Here is a 16,323-nt window from a genome sequence, read left to right as displayed (position 1 = left end):
GGGAACACGGGGCACGGCCTACTCGGGCAGCGGCGGCCATACCGGCTTGTCTCCGAGCGTGCCCGGCAGCCAGGCTCCGGGGTCCAGCGCCCGGCGCAGACGGCTCAGGCGGGCGTAGGCTCCCGGCGTCAGGCCACCCAGCGCGCGAAACTCCCGTGTCAGGTGCGCCTGGTCGGAAAAGCCCAGGTCGTAGGCGAGGGTCGCCAGCGGGGTCTGGGGATCATCGCTCAGGAGGTTGTGCGCCGTCTCGAAGCGGATGAGCCGGGCGAGCGACTTGGCCCCGATGCCCACCTCCTGCGCGAACTGCCGCTCCAGGGTGCGCGGGCTGAGGTCCAGTTCGGCGGCCAGATCGGCGACGCGCGCCTGCCCGGTGCTGTGGTACAGGCGCACGGCGGCGCGGACACCCGGCCCGGCGGCCCGGGCCGTCTGCGCGGCGCGCGCGAGCAGCCAGCCCTCGAGGAGCCCGACGGCCGTGTCCCAGTCGGCGGCGGCCAGGGCGGCGGAGATGGCGCGCACCGCCGCGCTCAGGGCCGGGCCGCCCGCCCCCGCACTCAGGTCCAGCGGCGGATCGGGATAGCTCCAGCCCAGCAGCTGCCGCGCGGCCCAGGGATACAGCTCGGCCCACAGCGCCCGCGTCGGCCCACCCGAGAGCAGCGGGGCGGGGGTCAGCGTCAGGCCGCTCAGGGTGGCCAGGGGCAGCGGCGCGGCGACCCCGCCTGGTCCCAGCATCCAGGTGCCCCCCGAATGCACGATCAGGTGCGCGGTGTGTTCGGGCAGCAGCATGTGCCGCTCGGGCTGCGGGGCGCTCTCCTCGACGATCCGGTACATCTGAACCAGGGGCCGCAGCGCAGGTGCGGGCACGAGCATGCGGCGGGGCATGGCCCCACTGTGGCAGACGAAGGCCCCCAGCCGCCTCCACCAGATGGCCGGGGGCGGCTGCCGCATTTGTTCAAGACAAAAGGCTCAGGTCTGGGCCGCTCCCAGGTCCTCGTCCAGCCGGTCCCAGGTCTCGCTGATGCCCTGGAGCATCCCCATGTCCAGCAAGGTCCTCAGGCCCTCCTCGCTGGCGTAGGTCGAGCGGTTCACGACCCGTGTGCCGCCGCCCTGCGCCGGGAAGGTCAGCTCGACGAGGGTGGAGGGCATCGCCGCGTTGACCCCGCCCTGCGCATCCGAGAAAGAGTCGGTGTACACGATGCGCGCCCCGTCCCCGATCTCGCGGTACACGCCCAGGCCCCAGGATTCCATGCCGTAGAACTGGCCCTGGGCCGGGTCGGTGCACTTCATGCCGTAATGCCAGCGGCCCCCCGGACGGAAGTCCAGCGTGCACACCGGCATCTCCCAGCCGCGTGGACCCCACCAGCGCCGCAGGTGCTCGGCCTGCGAGAACGCGGCGAAGACCCGCTCGGGCGGCGCGCGGAACAGGCGTTCGAGGACCAGGGTCCGGCCGTCCTCGACGCGGGAGGTCATGGGGGAGGGGTGCGCGGAGGGAAGCTGGGTCATGGCTGTTCTCCTTCGGGTGAGGGGCGGGGGGCGCTGGTCTGGTCCAGGTACTCGTCCAGGCGGTCGAAACGCGCCTCCCAGAGCTGCCGGTACGCCGCGAGCCAGCCGTCCAGTTCCCGGAACGGCTCGGCGCGCAGGTGGCAGATGCGGCGGTTGGCGACGGCCTCGACCTCCACCACGCCGGCGTCCACCAGCACCCGGACATGCTTGGACGCCTGGGGCTGACGCAGATCGAGGCGTGCGGCGATCTCGCCGACCGTCAGCGGTTCCCGGACGAGCAGTTCCACGATATGTAAGCGGTGTGGCTCAGCCAATGCGCCCAGGATGGCGGCGTTCATCGAAAGACCTCCTCAGACCCGGACGGGGACTAATGATCAGATTATTCTCTTACTGAAATATTCTTTTCAAGGCATATTTGACATTCTGTGCGGCATGGCGTTCCTTCCCCCGTGACAGCCGACCCTGCCGGGAGACCCCGCTTAGACTGAGGCGCTATGACCCACACCCGTAAAGAGTCCGACACGATGGGCACGCTGGACGTTCAGGCCGACCGCTACTGGGGCGCGCAGACCGAGCGCAGCATCCACAACTTCCCGATCGGGCGCGACACCTTCGTGTGGGGCCGGCCCGTGATCCGGGCGCTGGGCATCCTGAAGAAGGGCGCGGCGCAGGCGAACGCCGATCTGGGCGAGCTGCCCCGCGACGTGGCCGACCTGATCGTGCAGGCAGCCAACGAGGTCATCGCCGGGAAGCTCGACGACCACTTTCCGCTCGTGGTCTTCCAGACCGGCTCGGGCACCCAGAGCAACATGAACGCCAACGAGGTCATCTCCAACCGCGCCATCGAGATCGCGGGCGGCGAGATGGGCTCCAAGACCCCGGTACACCCCAACGACCATGTGAACCGGGGCCAGAGCAGCAACGACACCTTCCCGACTGCCATGCACATCGCGGTGGTGCTGGAACTCAACGAGCGGCTGTACGGCAGCGTGGGCAAGCTGCGGGACACGCTGGACGCCAAGGCCAGGGCGCACGCCGGGCTGGTCAAGGTGGGCCGCACGCACCTTCAGGACGCCACGCCCATCACGCTGGGGCAGGAGATCGGCGGCTGGGTCGCACAGCTCGACTACGCCCTGGCCGAGGTGCGCCACGCGGGCGAGGGGCTGCTGGACCTCGCCATCGGCGGCACGGCGGTCGGCACCGGCCTGAATGCGCACCCGCAGTTCGGTGATCTGGCCGCGAAGAAGTACGAGGCCGAGACCGGCTTCGCCTTCCGCTCGGCCGAGAACAAGTTCGCCGCCCTCTCGGCGCACGACGCGCTGGTGCAGACCTCGGCCGCGCTGCGGACCCTGGCCGGCGCCCTGATGAAGATGGCGAACGACGTGCGCTGGCTCGCCAGCGGCCCGCGCAACGGCATCGGCGAGATCACCATTCCCGAGAACGAGCCCGGCTCCAGCATCATGCCGGGCAAGGTGAACCCCACCCAGTCCGAGGCCATGACGATGGTCGCCACCCGCGTGTTCGGCAACGACGCCACGGTGGCCTTTGCGGGCAGCCAGGGCAACTTCCAGCTCAACGTGTTCAAGCCGGTGATGGTGCACGCCGTCCTGGAGAGCATCCGTCTGATCGCCGACGCCTCGCTGGCCTTCAACGACAACTGCGCGGTGGGCATCGAACCCAACCTGCCCAAGATCGAGCAGAACCTGAGCATCAACCTCATGCAGGTCACGGCGCTGAACAAGCACATCGGCTACGACAAGGCCGCCGCCATCGCCAAAAAGGCCCACAAGGAGGGCAGCAGCCTGCGGGAGGCCGCCCTGGCCCTCGGCTACGTCACCGACGCCGAGTTCGACAAGTGGGTCGTGCCGCTGGAGATGACGCACAACTGAGAACAGCCGAAGGGGTCAGGAGCCTGCGGTCCGGCCCGGCCCCTTCAGTGTTCCGTTTGCCCGCCGTCGCCGTGCCTCGCCCGGCATCTCCGACGCTTGGCAGAAGGTTCCCGGAGGCCGCGCCCAGGCGGTCCACCGGCACGGCGCCCGAGACGCTGACTGCCGGACCGAGGACCAGCGGCGCGGCGTGAAGGGCCGTCGCCTGACGGCGCGGACGCCAGCCTGTCTCCGGCCAGCCGGGAAGTCGAGCCCTATGGGGGATGAGGGCCACTTTCCAGCGCCAGGAAGCGCAAACTCCTCAGTTCTGCCCTCGCATCTTATTATGTTTTTGACATAATCTGTGCTATACTCTTCGTATGAAGAACGCCTCTCTGACCCTGGAATTCGGCACGGTCCGCCTGCCTGTCAGCGCGGACGGTCTCCTGCATGCGCCCACGGCCCTGGGCCAGCTGGGCCTCGACCCGGCCGACTGGACCACCCTGGCGGCCACCCACGACCTGAACGACGACCCACGCGACTTCGGCGCCGGCCCCGAGGCGGCCCTGAGCGTGCCCGACTTCGCGCGGCTGGCCTTCATGCTGGACACGCCGCAGGCCCGGCGCTGGCGCAAGCGGGCGCAGGAGCTGTTGGCCCGCGCGATGCAGGGCGACGTGCGCCTCGCCGCGCAGGTGGCCGAGCGCAACCCCGACCCCGAGGCCCGGCGCTGGCTGGCCGCCCGCCTGGAAAGCACGGGCGCGCGCCGCGAACTGATGAGCACGGTGGCCCGCCACGGCGGCGAGGGGCAGGTGTTCGGACAGCTGGGCAGCATCAGCAACCGCAGCGTGCTGGGCGTGAGCAGCGCCGACATCCGCCGTGCCCGGGGCGTCAAGAACACCCGCGACGGCCTGAGCAGCACCGAACTGCTGCGCCTGGCGTACCTCGACACCGCCACCGCGCGGGCCATCCAGGAGCGCGGCGCACACGGCAACGCGGCCATCCTGCGCCTGCACGAGCGCGTCGCACGCCACGAGCGCCAGGGGTGGCAGGCCCCCGTGCCCACCCCGCAGGCCGGCTGACCCCGCGCCCACCCCGACCAGGCCCGCAGACTCTCCCGTCTGCGGGCCTTTCGCTCATGCGGGGCCGCTAGAATCCGGGGCGTGCCGTTCAGTGGGACCCTTCCCTCCCCGCCCGCCCTGGAGCCTGCCCCGTGCCAGCCGCGCGCCTGAAGCTCGCGCGCTACGTGCTGCGCGAGGTGCTCCAGATGTACCTGGCCGGGCTCGCCCTGTTCCTGATTCTTCAGATGACCGACGCCCTGAGCAGCACGGTCGGCAAGGCGCTGACCTACAAGGCCACCTTTGCCGAGGCGGGCATGGCGTTCCTGGCGATCTTTCCTACCTTCGTCAACCGCTCGCTGGTGCTGGCGGTGCCCTTCGGCATCCTGCTGGGCCTCTCGCGGCTGCAACGCGACAGCGAGGTCAAGGCGCTGCTGGCCGCCGGGGTGCGCCCACTGAGCGTGGTGTGGCCGCTGCTGCTGCCCTTCGCGCTGGTGGGCGGGCTGGCCTTCGTGAATGCCGGGAGCCTCGTCCCGGCGGGCCTGGACCGCTGGGACCGCACGTGGTACGGCATCTTCGGGATGGCGACCCCTATTCCCAGCCAGGACCGCTACACCTACGCCCCGCCGGGGGCGCTGTACTACGCCGGGCGGGTCCTGAACGACAGCGGCGGCCAGAGCGCGCAGCTCTCGGGCGTGATGGTGCAGCGCGGCGACGAGACCCTGACCGCCCAGACGGGGCGCTGGGACGCCGCTGCCCAGACCTGGGTCCTGGACTCGCCCTGGGTCACGCGCCCGGATCGGGCCCCGGCCCAGCAGAGCGGCGCGGTCACGGTCCCGCAGCGAGACCGGCTGGAACCGCCGCCCCCCGACCCCAAGAAGGTCAGCAACGCGCAGCTGCGCGCCGAACTGGCCCGGGGCGACCTGGGACGCGAGGCCCGGCGCGACTACACCTACCAGCTCGCCGCGCGCTACGCCGATCCCTTCACCCCGGTCGCCTTCGCGCTCGCGGCGGGGGCGCTGGGGCTGCTGTTCCGCAGCCGCGCGGCGGCGACGGCGGGCGTGATCGTCTTCATCGCGGGCTTCTACGTGCTGTGGGAGACCATGCCCACGCTCGCCCGCTCGGGGGCCATCGCGCCGGAGGTGGCCGCGTGGCTGCCCAGCGTGCTGTTCACCTTGATCGGCCTGGGGCTGGCCTGGAGGCTGCGCTGATGGCCCGGCCGCGTGGGGGAGGACGACCGTGAAACGTTTCGAGCGCTACGTGCTGGACGAGACGGTGCCGCCGCTGCTGGGCGCGCTGGCGGTCGTGATCCTGCTGCTGATCCTGGCCGCCTTGCAGGACGTGATCGCGCCGCTGCTCGCCAAGGGGGCCAGCCCGCTGCTCGTGGCGCGGCTGCTCGCCCTAAACATCCCCGAGGCGGTGGCGCGCGCGCTGCCCATCGCCCTGATGTTCGCGGCGCTGCTGGGCCTGTCGCGCCTCGCGGCCGACTCGGAGATCAAGGCGGCGCTGGCGGGCGGGGTCGCGGTCACGCGCCTCATGCGCCCGGTGCTGGGGCTGGCGCTGGGGGTCACGGCGCTGTCCTTCGCCATCGGGGAGGGCCTGATGCCGCGCGCACAGGTCGAGGTCCAGAAGGTGCAGCGCCAGATCGTGTTCGACAATCCGCGCGTGATCGGGCTGGGGGTCACCGACGCGCAGGGCCGCTCGCTCGTCCTGACCGACGCCCTGGGCCGGGCCATCAGCGTGGGCGAGGTGCGCCCCGGCGGCGAGCTGGGGGACCTGCGCATCGTGACCATGCAGACCGCCCAGGCCCCGCGCGAGGTCATCACGGCGCGCCGTGGGCGGCTGACCCCCGGCAGCAACGTGCTGGAACTCGAGGACGGGCAGCGCGTCACCTACCAGAACGCCCGCCCGGTCACGGTCCTGAGTTTTGAGCGCGGCACGCTGCCGGTGCAGGACGTGCAGACGAGCTTCGACCCCAACGCGGCGAGCAGCGGGCAGGTGCAGCCCATCTACCTGCCGCTGCGCGAACTGCTGGCACGTACGGCGGTGTACCGCGCGCAGCACGTGGCCTCGCCGGGCGATTTCATGGCGCTGCACCGCAAGTTCGCCGAGCCGCTGGCGGCCCTGGCGCTGGCCTTCTTCGCGGTGAGCCTCGCCGTATACACCTTCCGCAGCGGCCTGAACCTCGGCCTGACCTGGGCGATCCTGCTGGCCTTCGCGTACTACGCCACCTGGAGCGTGTTCCGGGTGCTGGGCGAGCAGGCCGCGCTGCCCGCCGCGCTCGCCGCCTACGCCCCCGACCTCATCGCGGTGCTGGCCGGGGCAGCGCTGCTATGGCGCTCGGCCAGACGGTAGGCGGCGGGCTTCGCGGCCCCTATCCCGCTTCGCCCAGCGCCTCGCGCAGCCGCAGCGCGAACACCTGGAAGCTCAGGCTGGGGCTGGCGTAGGCCTCCAGCGCCTCCTGCAACTCGCCCAGGGCCGTGTCGGCGCGGGCACGAGCGGCGGGCTGGCGCGCGCGCCACACGAAGCGCAGGGCCTCGGGGTGCCACGCGGCGTCCCAGCGTTTTTCCAGGGCCTCGGCGGCCCCGAGCGCGCCCAGCAGCGGCCCGCCCAGCGCGCCGTCGAAGGTACGGGCGTCGTCCAGGGCAGTGCTCACGGCAGCGTGTTCGGTCAGGACCCCAGCGCGGCCCCCCGCGAAGGCGATGAGGTCCGCGTCCGCGTCCAGACCCGCGCGCAGCAGGGCGCGTCCCAGCGCCTCGTCGCTGGCGGGGGCGACCCCCAGGCGGGCGCTGCGGCTGACGATGGTGGGCAGCACGGCGCGCAGGTCCTCGGCGAGGAACAGGAACAGCGCGCCGTGCGGCGGCTCCTCGACCAGTTTGAGCAGGGCGTTGGCGGCCTCGGGGCCCAGATATTCGGCCCCCACCACCGTCACCACGCGCCGCTGGAAGGTCGGGCGGACCTCCAGGAACTCGTAGACGTGCGTCTCGTAGTCGCGGCCCTTGTCGCGGCCCTCCAGGATCGCCCCGATGGGGATGATCTTGCGCCGCGCCACCTTGCCGGTGGTGGTCACGGCGCGCGGCTCGACGGTCAGGAGGTCGGGGTGGGCCCCGGCGGCCAGCGCGCGGCACGACGGACAGGTCCCGCAGGCCTCGCCGTACATGCCGCGCGTCCCGGTGCAGTTGTGCTGGGCGGCGATGGCCCGTGCCAGGGCCAGCTTGCCCACCCGCGCCGGGCCGGTGAGCAGCAGTGCGTTGCCCCGGAAAGCGGAGGTCTGTTCGAGCAGCGGGCCGTGCAGCGCCGCCACATCCGGCAGGGAGGGAAGGGCTGTCATTTGCCGATGGCGAGCCGGGCGGCGAGGACGGGCGGCAACCCGGCCTCCAGGATCGCCTCCTGCGTGCGGGCGATGTCGTAGGGCACGCGCCGCACCTCGAAGGAGCCGCGCGCCGTATCGAACAGGGCGTAGCTGGCGGCCGAGTTGCCGTCGCGCGGCTGGCCCACGCTGCCGGGATTCAGGACGAGGCGGGCGCTGGGCGGCACGAGGTACGAACCGCCGTCCGGAAAGGGCTGGGCCTTGATCCACTCGCCCACCGGGGCGTTCAGGGTGGCGTAGACCCCCGGCACATGGGTATGGCCGACGAAGCCCAGCCGGCCCTGCCACTGCGCGAATACCTCGCGGGCGGCCGTCACCGAGTCCATGTAGGCGTCGAGGCTGATGGGCGTGCCGTGACGGTAGCGGGCGCCCACAGCCGGGTCGTCCACGCCGTCGCGCCAGGTGCGCACCCAGTTCAGGTCGCGCTCGCTCAGGCGGGTGAGCTGCCAGCGCAGGGCCAGCGACACCACGCTCTCCTTGTACTCGCGTTTCTGGTCGGCGTATTCGAGGAGCATCTGGTCGTGGTTGCCCAGGATGCAGGTCGCGTCGAGGTCACGCAGGGCGTCCAAGACCGCCTGGGGATGCGGGCCGTAGCCCACGGCGTCGCCCAGATGCACGGCGCGGTCGTAACCCCGCGTCTCGGCGTCACGGAGGACCGCCTGCAGTGCGGCGTGGTTGGCATGGATATCGGAAAGCAGCAGCAGCCGCACGCCCCCCATGATACCGGCCCGGCGGCCCCGCGCGGCAGCGGCCCGCTGGATGACCGGGCGTTCGTCTGGCAGTCACGGCCAGGGAAGGCCGGGCCGCACCCAGACCTACGGCCAGACCGTGACGCGCCCCGCGCCCGGATCGAGGCGGGCGCGGCCCCCCAACGGCAGCGTGAGCTGGGGACTGGTGTGCCCGAAGTCCACGTCGGCGACCACCGGCAGCTCGGGACGGCCCGCCTCGGCCAGCACGCGGCGCACCCAGGCGTAGAGTTCGGCCTTCATCTCGGCGCTGTAACCGCGTGGCCGCGCCAGCATCAGCCCGGCGGCGCCCGCCAGGATGCCCTGGGCGGCATAGTTGCGCAGCCAGTAGCCGACCTGCGTGGGCGCGGGCACGTCCTCGCTGGTTTCCAGGGCGAGCACCGCGCCGCGCCACAGATCGGGCGCGGGCCAGCCGGGCGTGCCGCACAACATGTCGAGCACCTCCAGGCAGCCGCCGACGAGGTGGCCTTCGGCCGGCGCCGCGCCCTGAAGCCACACCCAGCCGTCGCCGGGCGCAAAGGAACGCGGCGTCTCCTGAAGCGCCACGTCTTCCCAGGGCACCGTCGCCTGCGTCCATTCGGGGGCAGGCGAGAGGTCGAAGGGCCGCGGCTCCTGCACCAGCGCGCAGCGCAGACCGTCGAGGACGAAAGGCCGGATGCCCGCGTTCTCGGCGAGATCGGTCAGCAGGGCCGGGCCGTGGTAGGCCATCACCCCGGCGCGCAGGAAATGCAGCAGCGTGACCGTGCTGTCGCTGAAGCCCAGGAAGGCCTTGGGGTGGGCACGCACGAGGTCGGGGCGCAGGTGCGGCAGCAGCCGAATGCTGTCGTCGCCGCCGATGATGCTCAGCAGGCCGTGAATGTCGGGCTGCGTCAGGGCCCAGTGCAGGTCGTCGGCGCGGGCCTCGGGGTGGGCGTACAGGTACTCGGGGCCGCGCAGGGCGTTGGGTGCGGGCACCACCTCCCAGCCCAGCGCCCCGGCGACCTGCCGCACTCCGGCGTGGTACCGGCCCATGACCCCGGTGACCATGCCGCTGCTCAGGCTCAGCGCCGCCACGCGCGAGCCGGGGGGCAGGCGGGGTGGGCGCACGAAAGCGGGCGCGTTCAGCTGCCCGCTCCCGGCAGGGCGGGCGCGGCCGGGGACACCGGCGCTCCGCCCCCCTGCGTCGCCTGGATGGCCGTCAGGGCGATGGTGTACACGATGTCGTCCACCAGCGCCCCGCGCGAGAGGTCGTTGACCGGCTTGCGCAGGCCCTGGAGCATGGGCCCCACCGCCACCACGCCCGCCGAGCGCTGCACCGCCTTGTAGGTCGTGTTCCCGGTGTTCAGGTCGGGGAAGATGAACACCGTGGCCCGCCCCGCAACCGGCGAGTCGGGGGCCTTCTGGCGGCCCACGCTCAGCACGCTGGCGGCGTCGTATTGCAGTGGGCCGTCCACCATGAGGTCGGGGCGGCGCCCACGCACCAGCCGGGTCGCCTCCTTGACCTTCTCCACGTCGGCGCCCGCGCCGCTCTCGCCGGTCGAGTAGCTCAGCATGGCGACCCTGGGCGTGATGCCGAAGGCCAGGGCGCTGTCGGCCGACTGGATGGCGATGTCGGCCAGTTCCTCGGCATTGGGGTTGGGGTTGATGGCCGCGTCGCCGTACACGAGCACCTGCTCGGGCATGAGCATGAAGAACACGCTGCTCACCAGCGAGGCCCCCGGCGCCGTCTTGATGAGCTGGAGGGCCGGGCGCACCGTGTTGGCGGTCGTGTGGACCGCGCCCGACACCAGGCCGTCCACCTCGCCCAGCGCCAGCATCATGGTGCCCAGCACGACCGTGTCTTCGAGCTGCGCCTCGGCCTGCGGGGCGGTCAGGCCCTTGCTCTTGCGCAGCTCGACCATCGGCCCGACGTAGCGGCCCCGGATCTCGTCGGGGTCCAGGATTTCCAGCCCGGCCGGCAGGGTCAGGCCCTGGCCCTCGGCGACCTGCCGGACCCGCTCGGGCTTGGCGAGCAGGACGCAGCGCGCGATCTCCTTCTCGGTGCAGCGGATGGCGGCGCGGATGGTGCGCGGCTCGTCGCCCTCGGGCAGCACGATGCGCTTGCCGGCCGCGCGCGACTTCTGGATGAGTTCGTAGCGGAAGGCGCTGGGGGGCAGCCGGCGCTCGCCGCTGGGGCCGGGCGTGCGGATGCGGGCGCCCAGCGGCACGATGTCCAGCCGGTCGGCGATGAAGTCGAGCATCCGCTCCATGCGCTCGAAGTCGTCGTGCGGCACGCGGGCGTCCATGCGCGAGAGGGCCGAGGCCGTGTTGTACGAGTTCGTGTCTACCCGCATGACCGGCAGCGAGGAGGAGAGCGCCGCGCGGCACAGCTTCTCGACACTGTCCTCGGGCGCGCTGCCCGACGAGAACAGCAGCCCCGCGAGCGGCACGCCGCTGAGGTGCATCAGCGAGGCCGCCATGATCACGTCCTCGCGGTCGCCGGGCGTGATGACCAGGGCGCCCGGCACGAACAGGTGCGCCATCTTGGGCACGGTGCGCGCCGTGATGACCGTACTCGTCACCCGGCGCAGCTTCGCCTCGCCCTCGTTGAGCACCTCGGCCTTCAGGTAGCGGGCCACGTCGAGCGTACGCGGCGCGCCCAGGCCCGGCGACAGCGCAACCACGCCCAGCAGGGGCAGTTCGCCCGAGGCCAGCACGCGGCTGCGCGCCCGCAGCTCGGCCATCAGGCTGCCGAAATCCAGCCCGGCGGGAGCGAAGTTCAGGACATAGCCCGCCAGCCCCGAGCCGTCGCTGCGGCGGTAGTTCTGCGCGGCGATCTCCAATTCGTCGGCCAGCGCGCCCGGCGTGACCCCGGCGAGGCTGCTCACCAGCACCGTCTCGGCCTCCAGGTTGCGCGCCAGGCTGGCGTTCAGGGCGCCCGCATACACGTTGCGCTCGTTCAGGGCCAGGCCCTCGGCGATGAGCACGTCGGCCCCGCCGCCCACCGCCGCGCGCGCCAGGGCGATCACGCCCTCCATCAGCTCGTCCTCGGCGCCGTGGCTGAGCTGCTCCTCGGCGTCCGAGAGCGCGATGGGATCGGGCGTCTGGAGGTGCGCCAGCGTGCGGGCGAAATGCACGCTGTCGTCGGTGCTCGTCTCGTGCGTCTGCGCGATGGGCTTGAGAAAGGCGACCTTGAGGCCCTGGCGTTCCAGCGCCCGCGTGAGGCCCAGCGCCGTGCTGCTCAGGCCCACGCCGTTGCGGGTCGGGGCGATGAAGAGGGTTTTCATGGATGCAGCTCCTGCGGAAAGTGGGAGGACGGAACGCGGTCGGGGCCGGGCGCTACTGGCGGCCCAGCGTCACTTCCCGCGTCTGGCGCGCGATCATCAGTTCCTCGTTGGTGTTCACGACCAGGGCGGGCAGGGTGCCCTCACGGGTGATGCGCCCGGACCGGCCGCGCACCGCCGCCGCGTTGGCCGCCTCGTCGAGCGCGAAGCCCAGGACCCCCAGGCGCTCCAGCGTCGCGGCGCGCACGTACGAACTGTTCTCGCCGATGCCTCCGGTAAAGACCAGCCCGTCCACCCGGCCCAGGGCGGCGGCCATCCGGGCGACCGTCCCCGCGAGGCGGTAGACGAACACGTCCAGCGCCAGTCGGGCGCCCTCGTGCCCGCGCCCGGCGGCTTCTTCGAGCTCACGCATGTCGCTGGAGAGGCCGGAGAGGCCCAGCAGACCACTCTCCCGGTTCAGTGCGCCCGTCACCTCCGAGAGACTCAGGCCAGCCTGCCGCGCCACGTAATCGTGCATTCCCGGATCGACGTCGCCGCTGCGGGTGCCCATGACCAGGCCCTCCAGCGGGGTCAGGCCCATGCTCGTATCCACGCTGCGCCCGCCCGCGACCGCGCACACGCTGCTGCCGTTGCCCAGATGCGCGGTGATCAGGTTCAGGTCGTCCAGCGGGCGGCCCAGCATCCCGGCGGCCTCCTGCGCCACGTAGGCGTGGCTGGTCCCGTGGAAGCCGTAGCGCCGCACGCCGTGCTGGCGGTACCACGCCTCCGGCACGGCGTAGCGGTAGGCCACCGGGGGCATGGTCTGGTGGAAGGCCGTGTCGAACACCGCCACCTGCGCCGCGTCCGGAAAGGCGGCCTGCGCGGCCTCGATGCCCGCGATGTTGGCCGGATTGTGCAGCGGCGCGAGCGGCACGCACTCGCGGATGGCCTCCAGCACTTCGGGCGTGATGAGGGCGGGCGCGCTGAAATGTTCGCCGCCGTGCACCACCCGGTGCCCCACTGCCGTCACACCGCCGGGCAGCCCCAGACCCGTGAGCTCGGCCAGCAGCCGCTCGAGGGCCGCCGCGTGCGCCCCGCCCGCCAGGTCCACGGTGCGGCGCTCGCCCGCCCGGTCCAGGCGCAGCGACGCGCCCTCCAGCCCCAGGCGCTCGGCCAGCCCCGAGAGTTGCAGCTCGCGCGTGTCCGGGTCGAGCAGCGCGAACTTCAGGCTGCTGGAGCCGCAGTTGAGTACCAGGGTCCACATGCGGTCATTCTGGCCCATCCGGCCGGGAGGGATGTGCCGGATCATGCAGGGCGCGGCTTCAGGAAACGGCCTCAGCGCCGCCGCGTGACCTGCCGGGCCTCGGGGTCGCCCTCCAGGTGCTCGAGGAGCAACACCGGGGCCTGCGGATAGTCGGCATACAGGGCCTCGCCCCACTCGATGACACTCAGGCGGCTGGCCTCGATGAGCTCGGCCAGGTCCATCTCGTACAGTTCGGCCACGTCGCGCACGCGGTAGGCGTCCACGTGCAGCACCTGGCCGCTGGGCGCGGGGTAGAGGTTCATCAGGGCGTAGGTCGGGCTGGTCACCGGCTCGGCGAAGCCCAGCGCCCCGACCAGCCCCTGCGTGAGGGTGGTCTTGCCCGCACCCAGTTCGCCTTCCAGGAACAGCGCGGCGCCGGCCGGCAGCGCTCCGGCCAGCGCCGCGCCCAGCGCCCGCTGCTCGGCCTCGCCGGCCAGCCGCCGGGTCTCGCCGGGCCGCAGGGGAAAATCAGACACCATACCCGCAGTATGCCGCCTCAGCGCGGGCCGCCGGGGGCCATCAGCCGTCCAGCCACGCTCCCACCTCGCGGTCGAGCGTGTCCCAGTCGGCGGCGCGGGCCAGACGCCAGTCGCCGCCCTGCCCGCGCCGCGCCGACCAGACGTGCGAGGCGTCGCCCATGTCCAGGCGGTGCAAGCCGGCGGCGTCGGCCTGGGCCAGCAGCGCCGCGACCGGCTGCGCACTCCCGGCAGGCTGGCCGCCCGTGATCTGTCCGGCGCGCACGGTCCAGGCGTCGTGGGGCAGGGCGGCGACTGGGCCGCCCGCCGGAGCCAGCTCGGCCGTGTCCGCCCCGCCGCCCAGGTCGAACAGGTCCAGCAGGCCGCTCAGGGCGTCCTCGCCGAAGGTCGAGGTGACCTGCTGGGCCGCCTCGTACTCGGCGCGGGCCTCGATGAGCAGGGCCTCGGCGCCCTCCAGCGTCTGGGCGTAGCGGGCGCGCGCCTGCGGGCTCATGGGGCCCAGGCGGCGCTGGGCGCGCAGCGTCTCGGCGAGGCGGCCCAGCGACTGCGTGGTCTCGCCCGCCAGGGTCCGCACCTGGTCGTACTGCTCGACGACGTGGTCGGCGCGGGCATCGAAGTCCTCGCGCTGCTGGGCCGCGCGCCCCATGTGCCGCTCCAGCACGCGCCACAGCGGTCCCAGGTCGGCGACCTGCCCCAGCACCAGCGCGCTGCGGGCGGCGGCGAGGTCGGCGCGCAGTTCGGCCTGCGCCCCCGGCACGTCGCGCACGGCGCGTTCGAGCTCGGCCAGTTCGCGCTGCTGCTCGAGGAGATGGTCCATCGTCTCGGGCGACGAGTTCAGGGCGGTCAGGGTGGCGGTCAGCTCGCGCAGTTCGGCCGTGATCAGGCCGTCACCGGCCAGGATGCTGCGGGCGACCTCCAGGCGCAGCCGCGCGTCCTGCGCCGCCGGGCTGTCCTGCACGGCCGCGAAGCGCCCGTCGAGGTCCGACAGTTCGCTGCGCTGCTGTTCCAGCGCGCCCCGGCGGGCCTCGGCCAGCGTGACCTGCCACGCCTCGGCCGCCTCGCTGCGCAGCGTGCCCGCCGCGTGGGTCTCGCGCAGTTTCTCATGGTTCTGGGAGAGGTCGGGGCGCAGCTCGAACAGCGCCGCGTACTCGTTGCCCAGGTCGCTCAGCCGCCGGGCGACATGCTCCTGCTCCAGCGCCTGCACCCGCGCCTGCGCGTCGGCGGGCAGGGGCGCCGCCGCGCCGCCGGCCGACTGCACCACGCTGCTCTCCAGGCTGCGGCGCAGCTTGAAGGCCAGCGTGCGGGCGCGGTCCACCTCGGCGGGCAGCAGGGTCTGCTGGTCCTGGGCCTCGGCGATCTGGTTGATGAGGCCCTCGACGCGCCGCACGTCCCGGCTGCCCAGGCCCTGCACCCGCGCGAAGGTGGCGCGCAGTTCCGCGAGGTCCTGCGCCTGGATGACGAGTTCTTCCTGAAGGCGGCGTTCCAGCGCGCCCAGCAGGTCCTGCCCTTCCTGAAGCAGCGGGGCGGGGGCCTGGCCTTCTTCCTGCTGCTGGCGGGCGATGCCCAGCACGCCGCGCAGACGCTGGGTCTCGGGCCAGTCGAAATACAGCGCGAAGCGGCGCAGGCCCTCTTCGAGCTGCGTGACGGTCCGCGCCGCCTCGGCCCGCGCCGCCTCGGCCGCGTTCGGGCCGCCCACGGGGGCAGTGCGCGCCGCCGCGACCGCCTGATCGGCGAGGACGAGTTCGGCCAGCACCTCCGATACGCGCTTCTTGGCCAGAGGTGCGGGCACGCTCAGTTGCAGCCGCTTGAACACCTCACGCTTAAGGATGTCTTCCAGGGCCGCGCGGTCCAGGCCCGCGACAGGCAGCCCACGCACCTGGGCCGCGTCCTGGATGACCCGCTCCAGGGCGCGCGGCGACATCAGATCGCTCAGCAGGCGCACCGGCAGGCGGTGCAGGGGGGTAGGTGCAGTCACGTCCCGTATTCTCCGTTATTTCGCATCAAACTTCCTCGTCCCAGTCGAGGCTGGTGGGGGCGGCGACCGGCGTCTGGACCTTGGTGCGCCCGCCACCCAGCAGCCCGAACTGCACGCACAGTCCCCGGAACCCGTAGGTCGCCAGGCCCAGCGCCAGGGCCACCAGCAGCCCGTGCAGGCCCAGCCCGTAGGGGGCCTGCGACAGCGTGAAATTCGTCGCCCCGCGCAGCAGCCCGAGGCCCGTCAGGTCGCCCAGCCAGCCCAGGAACCCGAACACGCCGTCGAGGAAGGTGGGCAGCAGCAGCAGCGCGAGCGCGGCGCTGATGGCCCGCCAGTAGGGGTTGCGGCCCCCGAAGGCGAGTTGCAGCAGGTACAGCGGCGCGGCGCAGGCCAGCGCCAGCAGCAGGCCCAGCAGCGCGCGCACCGCCCCGCCCAGCCACTGCGAGGTCCCCAGTGACCAGCGGTCGAGCAGGCTGACCCCCTCGCCCCCGGCGCGGCGTTCGAGCGCCCCGAGACCGGCGATCAGGGCCTGCACGTCGTCGGCGCGCAGCCCGGCCCGCGCGCCGATGTTCTGCACGTCGCCCAGGTAGGCGTCGAAGCCGGGCGCGCCGCGCAGGGGCCGCCGGAGCGCTCGCCAGCGCCGGGACCACGCCGCCCAGCGCCGTGCGCGCGCCCTCGGGGTCGCCGTGTCCGGCCGCCGTCAGGGCGCGGCCGAGGGCGGCGTAGGCCGTCGCCAGTCCGTTTGCCTGGGTACTGCCGGTCGCTGCGCCCTGGGTTCCGGTGGTCGGGGAGGTCGCCGTGGGCGTCTGGGC

General features: G+C 72.8%; 15 protein-coding genes. 4 read left to right on the top strand and 11 right to left on the bottom strand.

The genetic code is table 11. The features are described 5' to 3' along the window. Nucleotides 1–18: 18 nt before the first annotated feature. The 3 genes from DGO_RS00385 to DGO_RS00375 form a co-directional block, all read right to left on the bottom strand. Nucleotides 19–879, bottom strand: coding sequence for an AraC family transcriptional regulator (locus DGO_RS00385; RefSeq protein ID WP_145975210.1), 861 nt, complete (start codon nucleotides 877–879; stop codon nucleotides 19–21). Nucleotides 880–963: 84 nt separating this feature from the next. Further along, nucleotides 964–1,500, bottom strand: coding sequence for an SRPBCC domain-containing protein (locus tag DGO_RS00380; protein ID WP_043800357.1), 537 nt, complete (start codon nucleotides 1,498–1,500; stop codon nucleotides 964–966). Further along, a complete protein-coding gene (locus DGO_RS00375; RefSeq protein WP_014683483.1) occupies nucleotides 1,497–1,838 on the bottom strand; it encodes an ArsR/SmtB family transcription factor in 342 nt (113 codons plus the stop codon). The genes DGO_RS00380 and DGO_RS00375 overlap by 4 nt, the downstream gene beginning before the upstream one ends. 156 nt (nucleotides 1,839–1,994) lie before the next feature. Between DGO_RS00375 and fumC the strand changes: the two genes are divergently transcribed. From fumC to DGO_RS00355, 4 genes are all read left to right on the top strand, one after another. Then, nucleotides 1,995–3,389 carry a class II fumarate hydratase gene (gene fumC / locus DGO_RS00370; protein WP_014683482.1) on the top strand — a complete coding sequence of 465 codons (1,395 nt, stop codon included), beginning with the start codon at nucleotides 1,995–1,997 and terminating at the stop codon, nucleotides 3,387–3,389. Nucleotides 3,390–3,745: 356 nt separating this feature from the next. After that, entirely contained in the window at nucleotides 3,746–4,444 is a 699-nt protein-coding gene (gene ddrC / locus DGO_RS00365; RefSeq protein ID WP_014683481.1) for a DNA damage response protein DdrC, read from the top strand. Nucleotides 4,445–4,629: 185 nt separating this feature from the next. Then, the gene (locus DGO_RS00360; protein ID WP_050920846.1) at nucleotides 4,630–5,631 is read left to right on the top strand and encodes an LptF/LptG family permease; all 1,002 of its coding nucleotides are present in this window, start codon (nucleotides 4,630–4,632) and stop codon (nucleotides 5,629–5,631) included. Nucleotides 5,632–5,659: 28 nt separating this feature from the next. After that, nucleotides 5,660–6,775, top strand: a complete 1,116-nt coding sequence (locus DGO_RS00355; protein WP_014683479.1) for an LptF/LptG family permease — start codon at nucleotides 5,660–5,662, stop codon at nucleotides 6,773–6,775. Between the two features lie 19 nt (nucleotides 6,776–6,794). Here DGO_RS00355 and DGO_RS00350 read toward each other — a convergent pair whose 3' ends face one another. The 8 genes from DGO_RS00350 to DGO_RS24095 all read right to left on the bottom strand — a co-directional run bounded on the left by DGO_RS00350 (nucleotide 6,795) and on the right by DGO_RS24095 (nucleotide 16,088). Then, nucleotides 6,795–7,751 (bottom strand): DNA polymerase III, encoded by a 957-nt coding sequence (locus DGO_RS00350; RefSeq protein WP_043800353.1) that lies wholly within the window; start codon nucleotides 7,749–7,751, stop codon nucleotides 6,795–6,797. Next, nucleotides 7,748–8,509 (bottom strand): metallophosphoesterase family protein, encoded by a 762-nt coding sequence (locus DGO_RS00345; protein ID WP_014683477.1) that lies wholly within the window; start codon nucleotides 8,507–8,509, stop codon nucleotides 7,748–7,750. Before DGO_RS00345 ends, DGO_RS00350 begins: the two co-directional genes overlap by 4 nt. 96 nt (nucleotides 8,510–8,605) lie before the next feature. Further along, entirely contained in the window at nucleotides 8,606–9,622 is a 1,017-nt protein-coding gene (locus DGO_RS00340; RefSeq protein WP_014683476.1) for a S66 family peptidase, read from the bottom strand. A 14-nt stretch (nucleotides 9,623–9,636) separates the two neighbouring features. Continuing rightward, complete coding sequence (pta, locus tag DGO_RS00335; RefSeq protein ID WP_014683475.1) at nucleotides 9,637–11,781, bottom strand: phosphate acetyltransferase; 2,145 nt, start codon at nucleotides 11,779–11,781, stop codon at nucleotides 9,637–9,639. Nucleotides 11,782–11,833: 52 nt separating this feature from the next. Beyond that, nucleotides 11,834–13,021, bottom strand: a complete 1,188-nt coding sequence (locus tag DGO_RS00330; RefSeq protein WP_014683474.1) for an acetate kinase — start codon at nucleotides 13,019–13,021, stop codon at nucleotides 11,834–11,836. 71 nt (nucleotides 13,022–13,092) lie between these two features. Further along, complete coding sequence (gene tsaE, locus DGO_RS00325) at nucleotides 13,093–13,539, bottom strand: tRNA (adenosine(37)-N6)-threonylcarbamoyltransferase complex ATPase subunit type 1 TsaE (protein WP_043800351.1); 447 nt, start codon at nucleotides 13,537–13,539, stop codon at nucleotides 13,093–13,095. Nucleotides 13,540–13,579: 40 nt separating this feature from the next. Then, on the bottom strand, nucleotides 13,580–15,511 hold the full coding sequence (locus DGO_RS00320) for a coiled-coil domain-containing protein (protein ID WP_043800349.1): 1,932 nt from the start codon (nucleotides 15,509–15,511) through the stop codon (nucleotides 13,580–13,582). 25 nt (nucleotides 15,512–15,536) lie between these two features. Next, on the bottom strand, nucleotides 15,537–16,088 hold the full coding sequence (locus DGO_RS24095) for a hypothetical protein (protein ID WP_226991402.1): 552 nt from the start codon (nucleotides 16,086–16,088) through the stop codon (nucleotides 15,537–15,539). Nucleotides 16,089–16,323: the final 235 nt, after the last annotated feature.

Origin of the sequence: Deinococcus gobiensis I-0, assembly GCF_000252445.1 — a bacterium.
Classification (GTDB): Bacteria; Deinococcota; Deinococci; order Deinococcales; family Deinococcaceae; genus Deinococcus; species Deinococcus gobiensis.
This window is presented reverse-complemented; position numbering and strand designations above follow the sequence as displayed.

Bases quoted from the DNA above. Each gene is read 5' to 3' on its own strand.
- DGO_RS00385 (WP_145975210.1), bottom strand. From the start codon at position 879: ATGCCCCGCCGCATGCTCGTGCCCGCACCTGCGCTGCGGCCCCTGGTT.
- DGO_RS00380 (WP_043800357.1), bottom strand. From the start codon at position 1,500: ATGACCCAGCTTCCCTCCGCGCACCCCTCCCCCATGACCTCCCGCGTC.
- DGO_RS00375 (WP_014683483.1), bottom strand. From the start codon at position 1,838: ATGAACGCCGCCATCCTGGGCGCATTGGCTGAGCCACACCGCTTACAT.
- fumC (WP_014683482.1), top strand. From the start codon at position 1,995: ATGACCCACACCCGTAAAGAGTCCGACACGATGGGCACGCTGGACGTT.
- ddrC (WP_014683481.1), top strand. From the start codon at position 3,746: ATGAAGAACGCCTCTCTGACCCTGGAATTCGGCACGGTCCGCCTGCCT.
- DGO_RS00360 (WP_050920846.1), top strand. From the start codon at position 4,630: ATGTACCTGGCCGGGCTCGCCCTGTTCCTGATTCTTCAGATGACCGAC.
- DGO_RS00350 (WP_043800353.1), bottom strand. From the start codon at position 7,751: ATGACAGCCCTTCCCTCCCTGCCGGATGTGGCGGCGCTGCACGGCCCG.
- DGO_RS00345 (WP_014683477.1), bottom strand. From the start codon at position 8,509: ATGGGGGGCGTGCGGCTGCTGCTGCTTTCCGATATCCATGCCAACCAC.
- pta (WP_014683475.1), bottom strand. From the start codon at position 11,781: ATGAAAACCCTCTTCATCGCCCCGACCCGCAACGGCGTGGGCCTGAGC.
- DGO_RS00330 (WP_014683474.1), bottom strand. From the start codon at position 13,021: ATGTGGACCCTGGTACTCAACTGCGGCTCCAGCAGCCTGAAGTTCGCG.
- tsaE (WP_043800351.1), bottom strand. From the start codon at position 13,539: ATGGTGTCTGATTTTCCCCTGCGGCCCGGCGAGACCCGGCGGCTGGCC.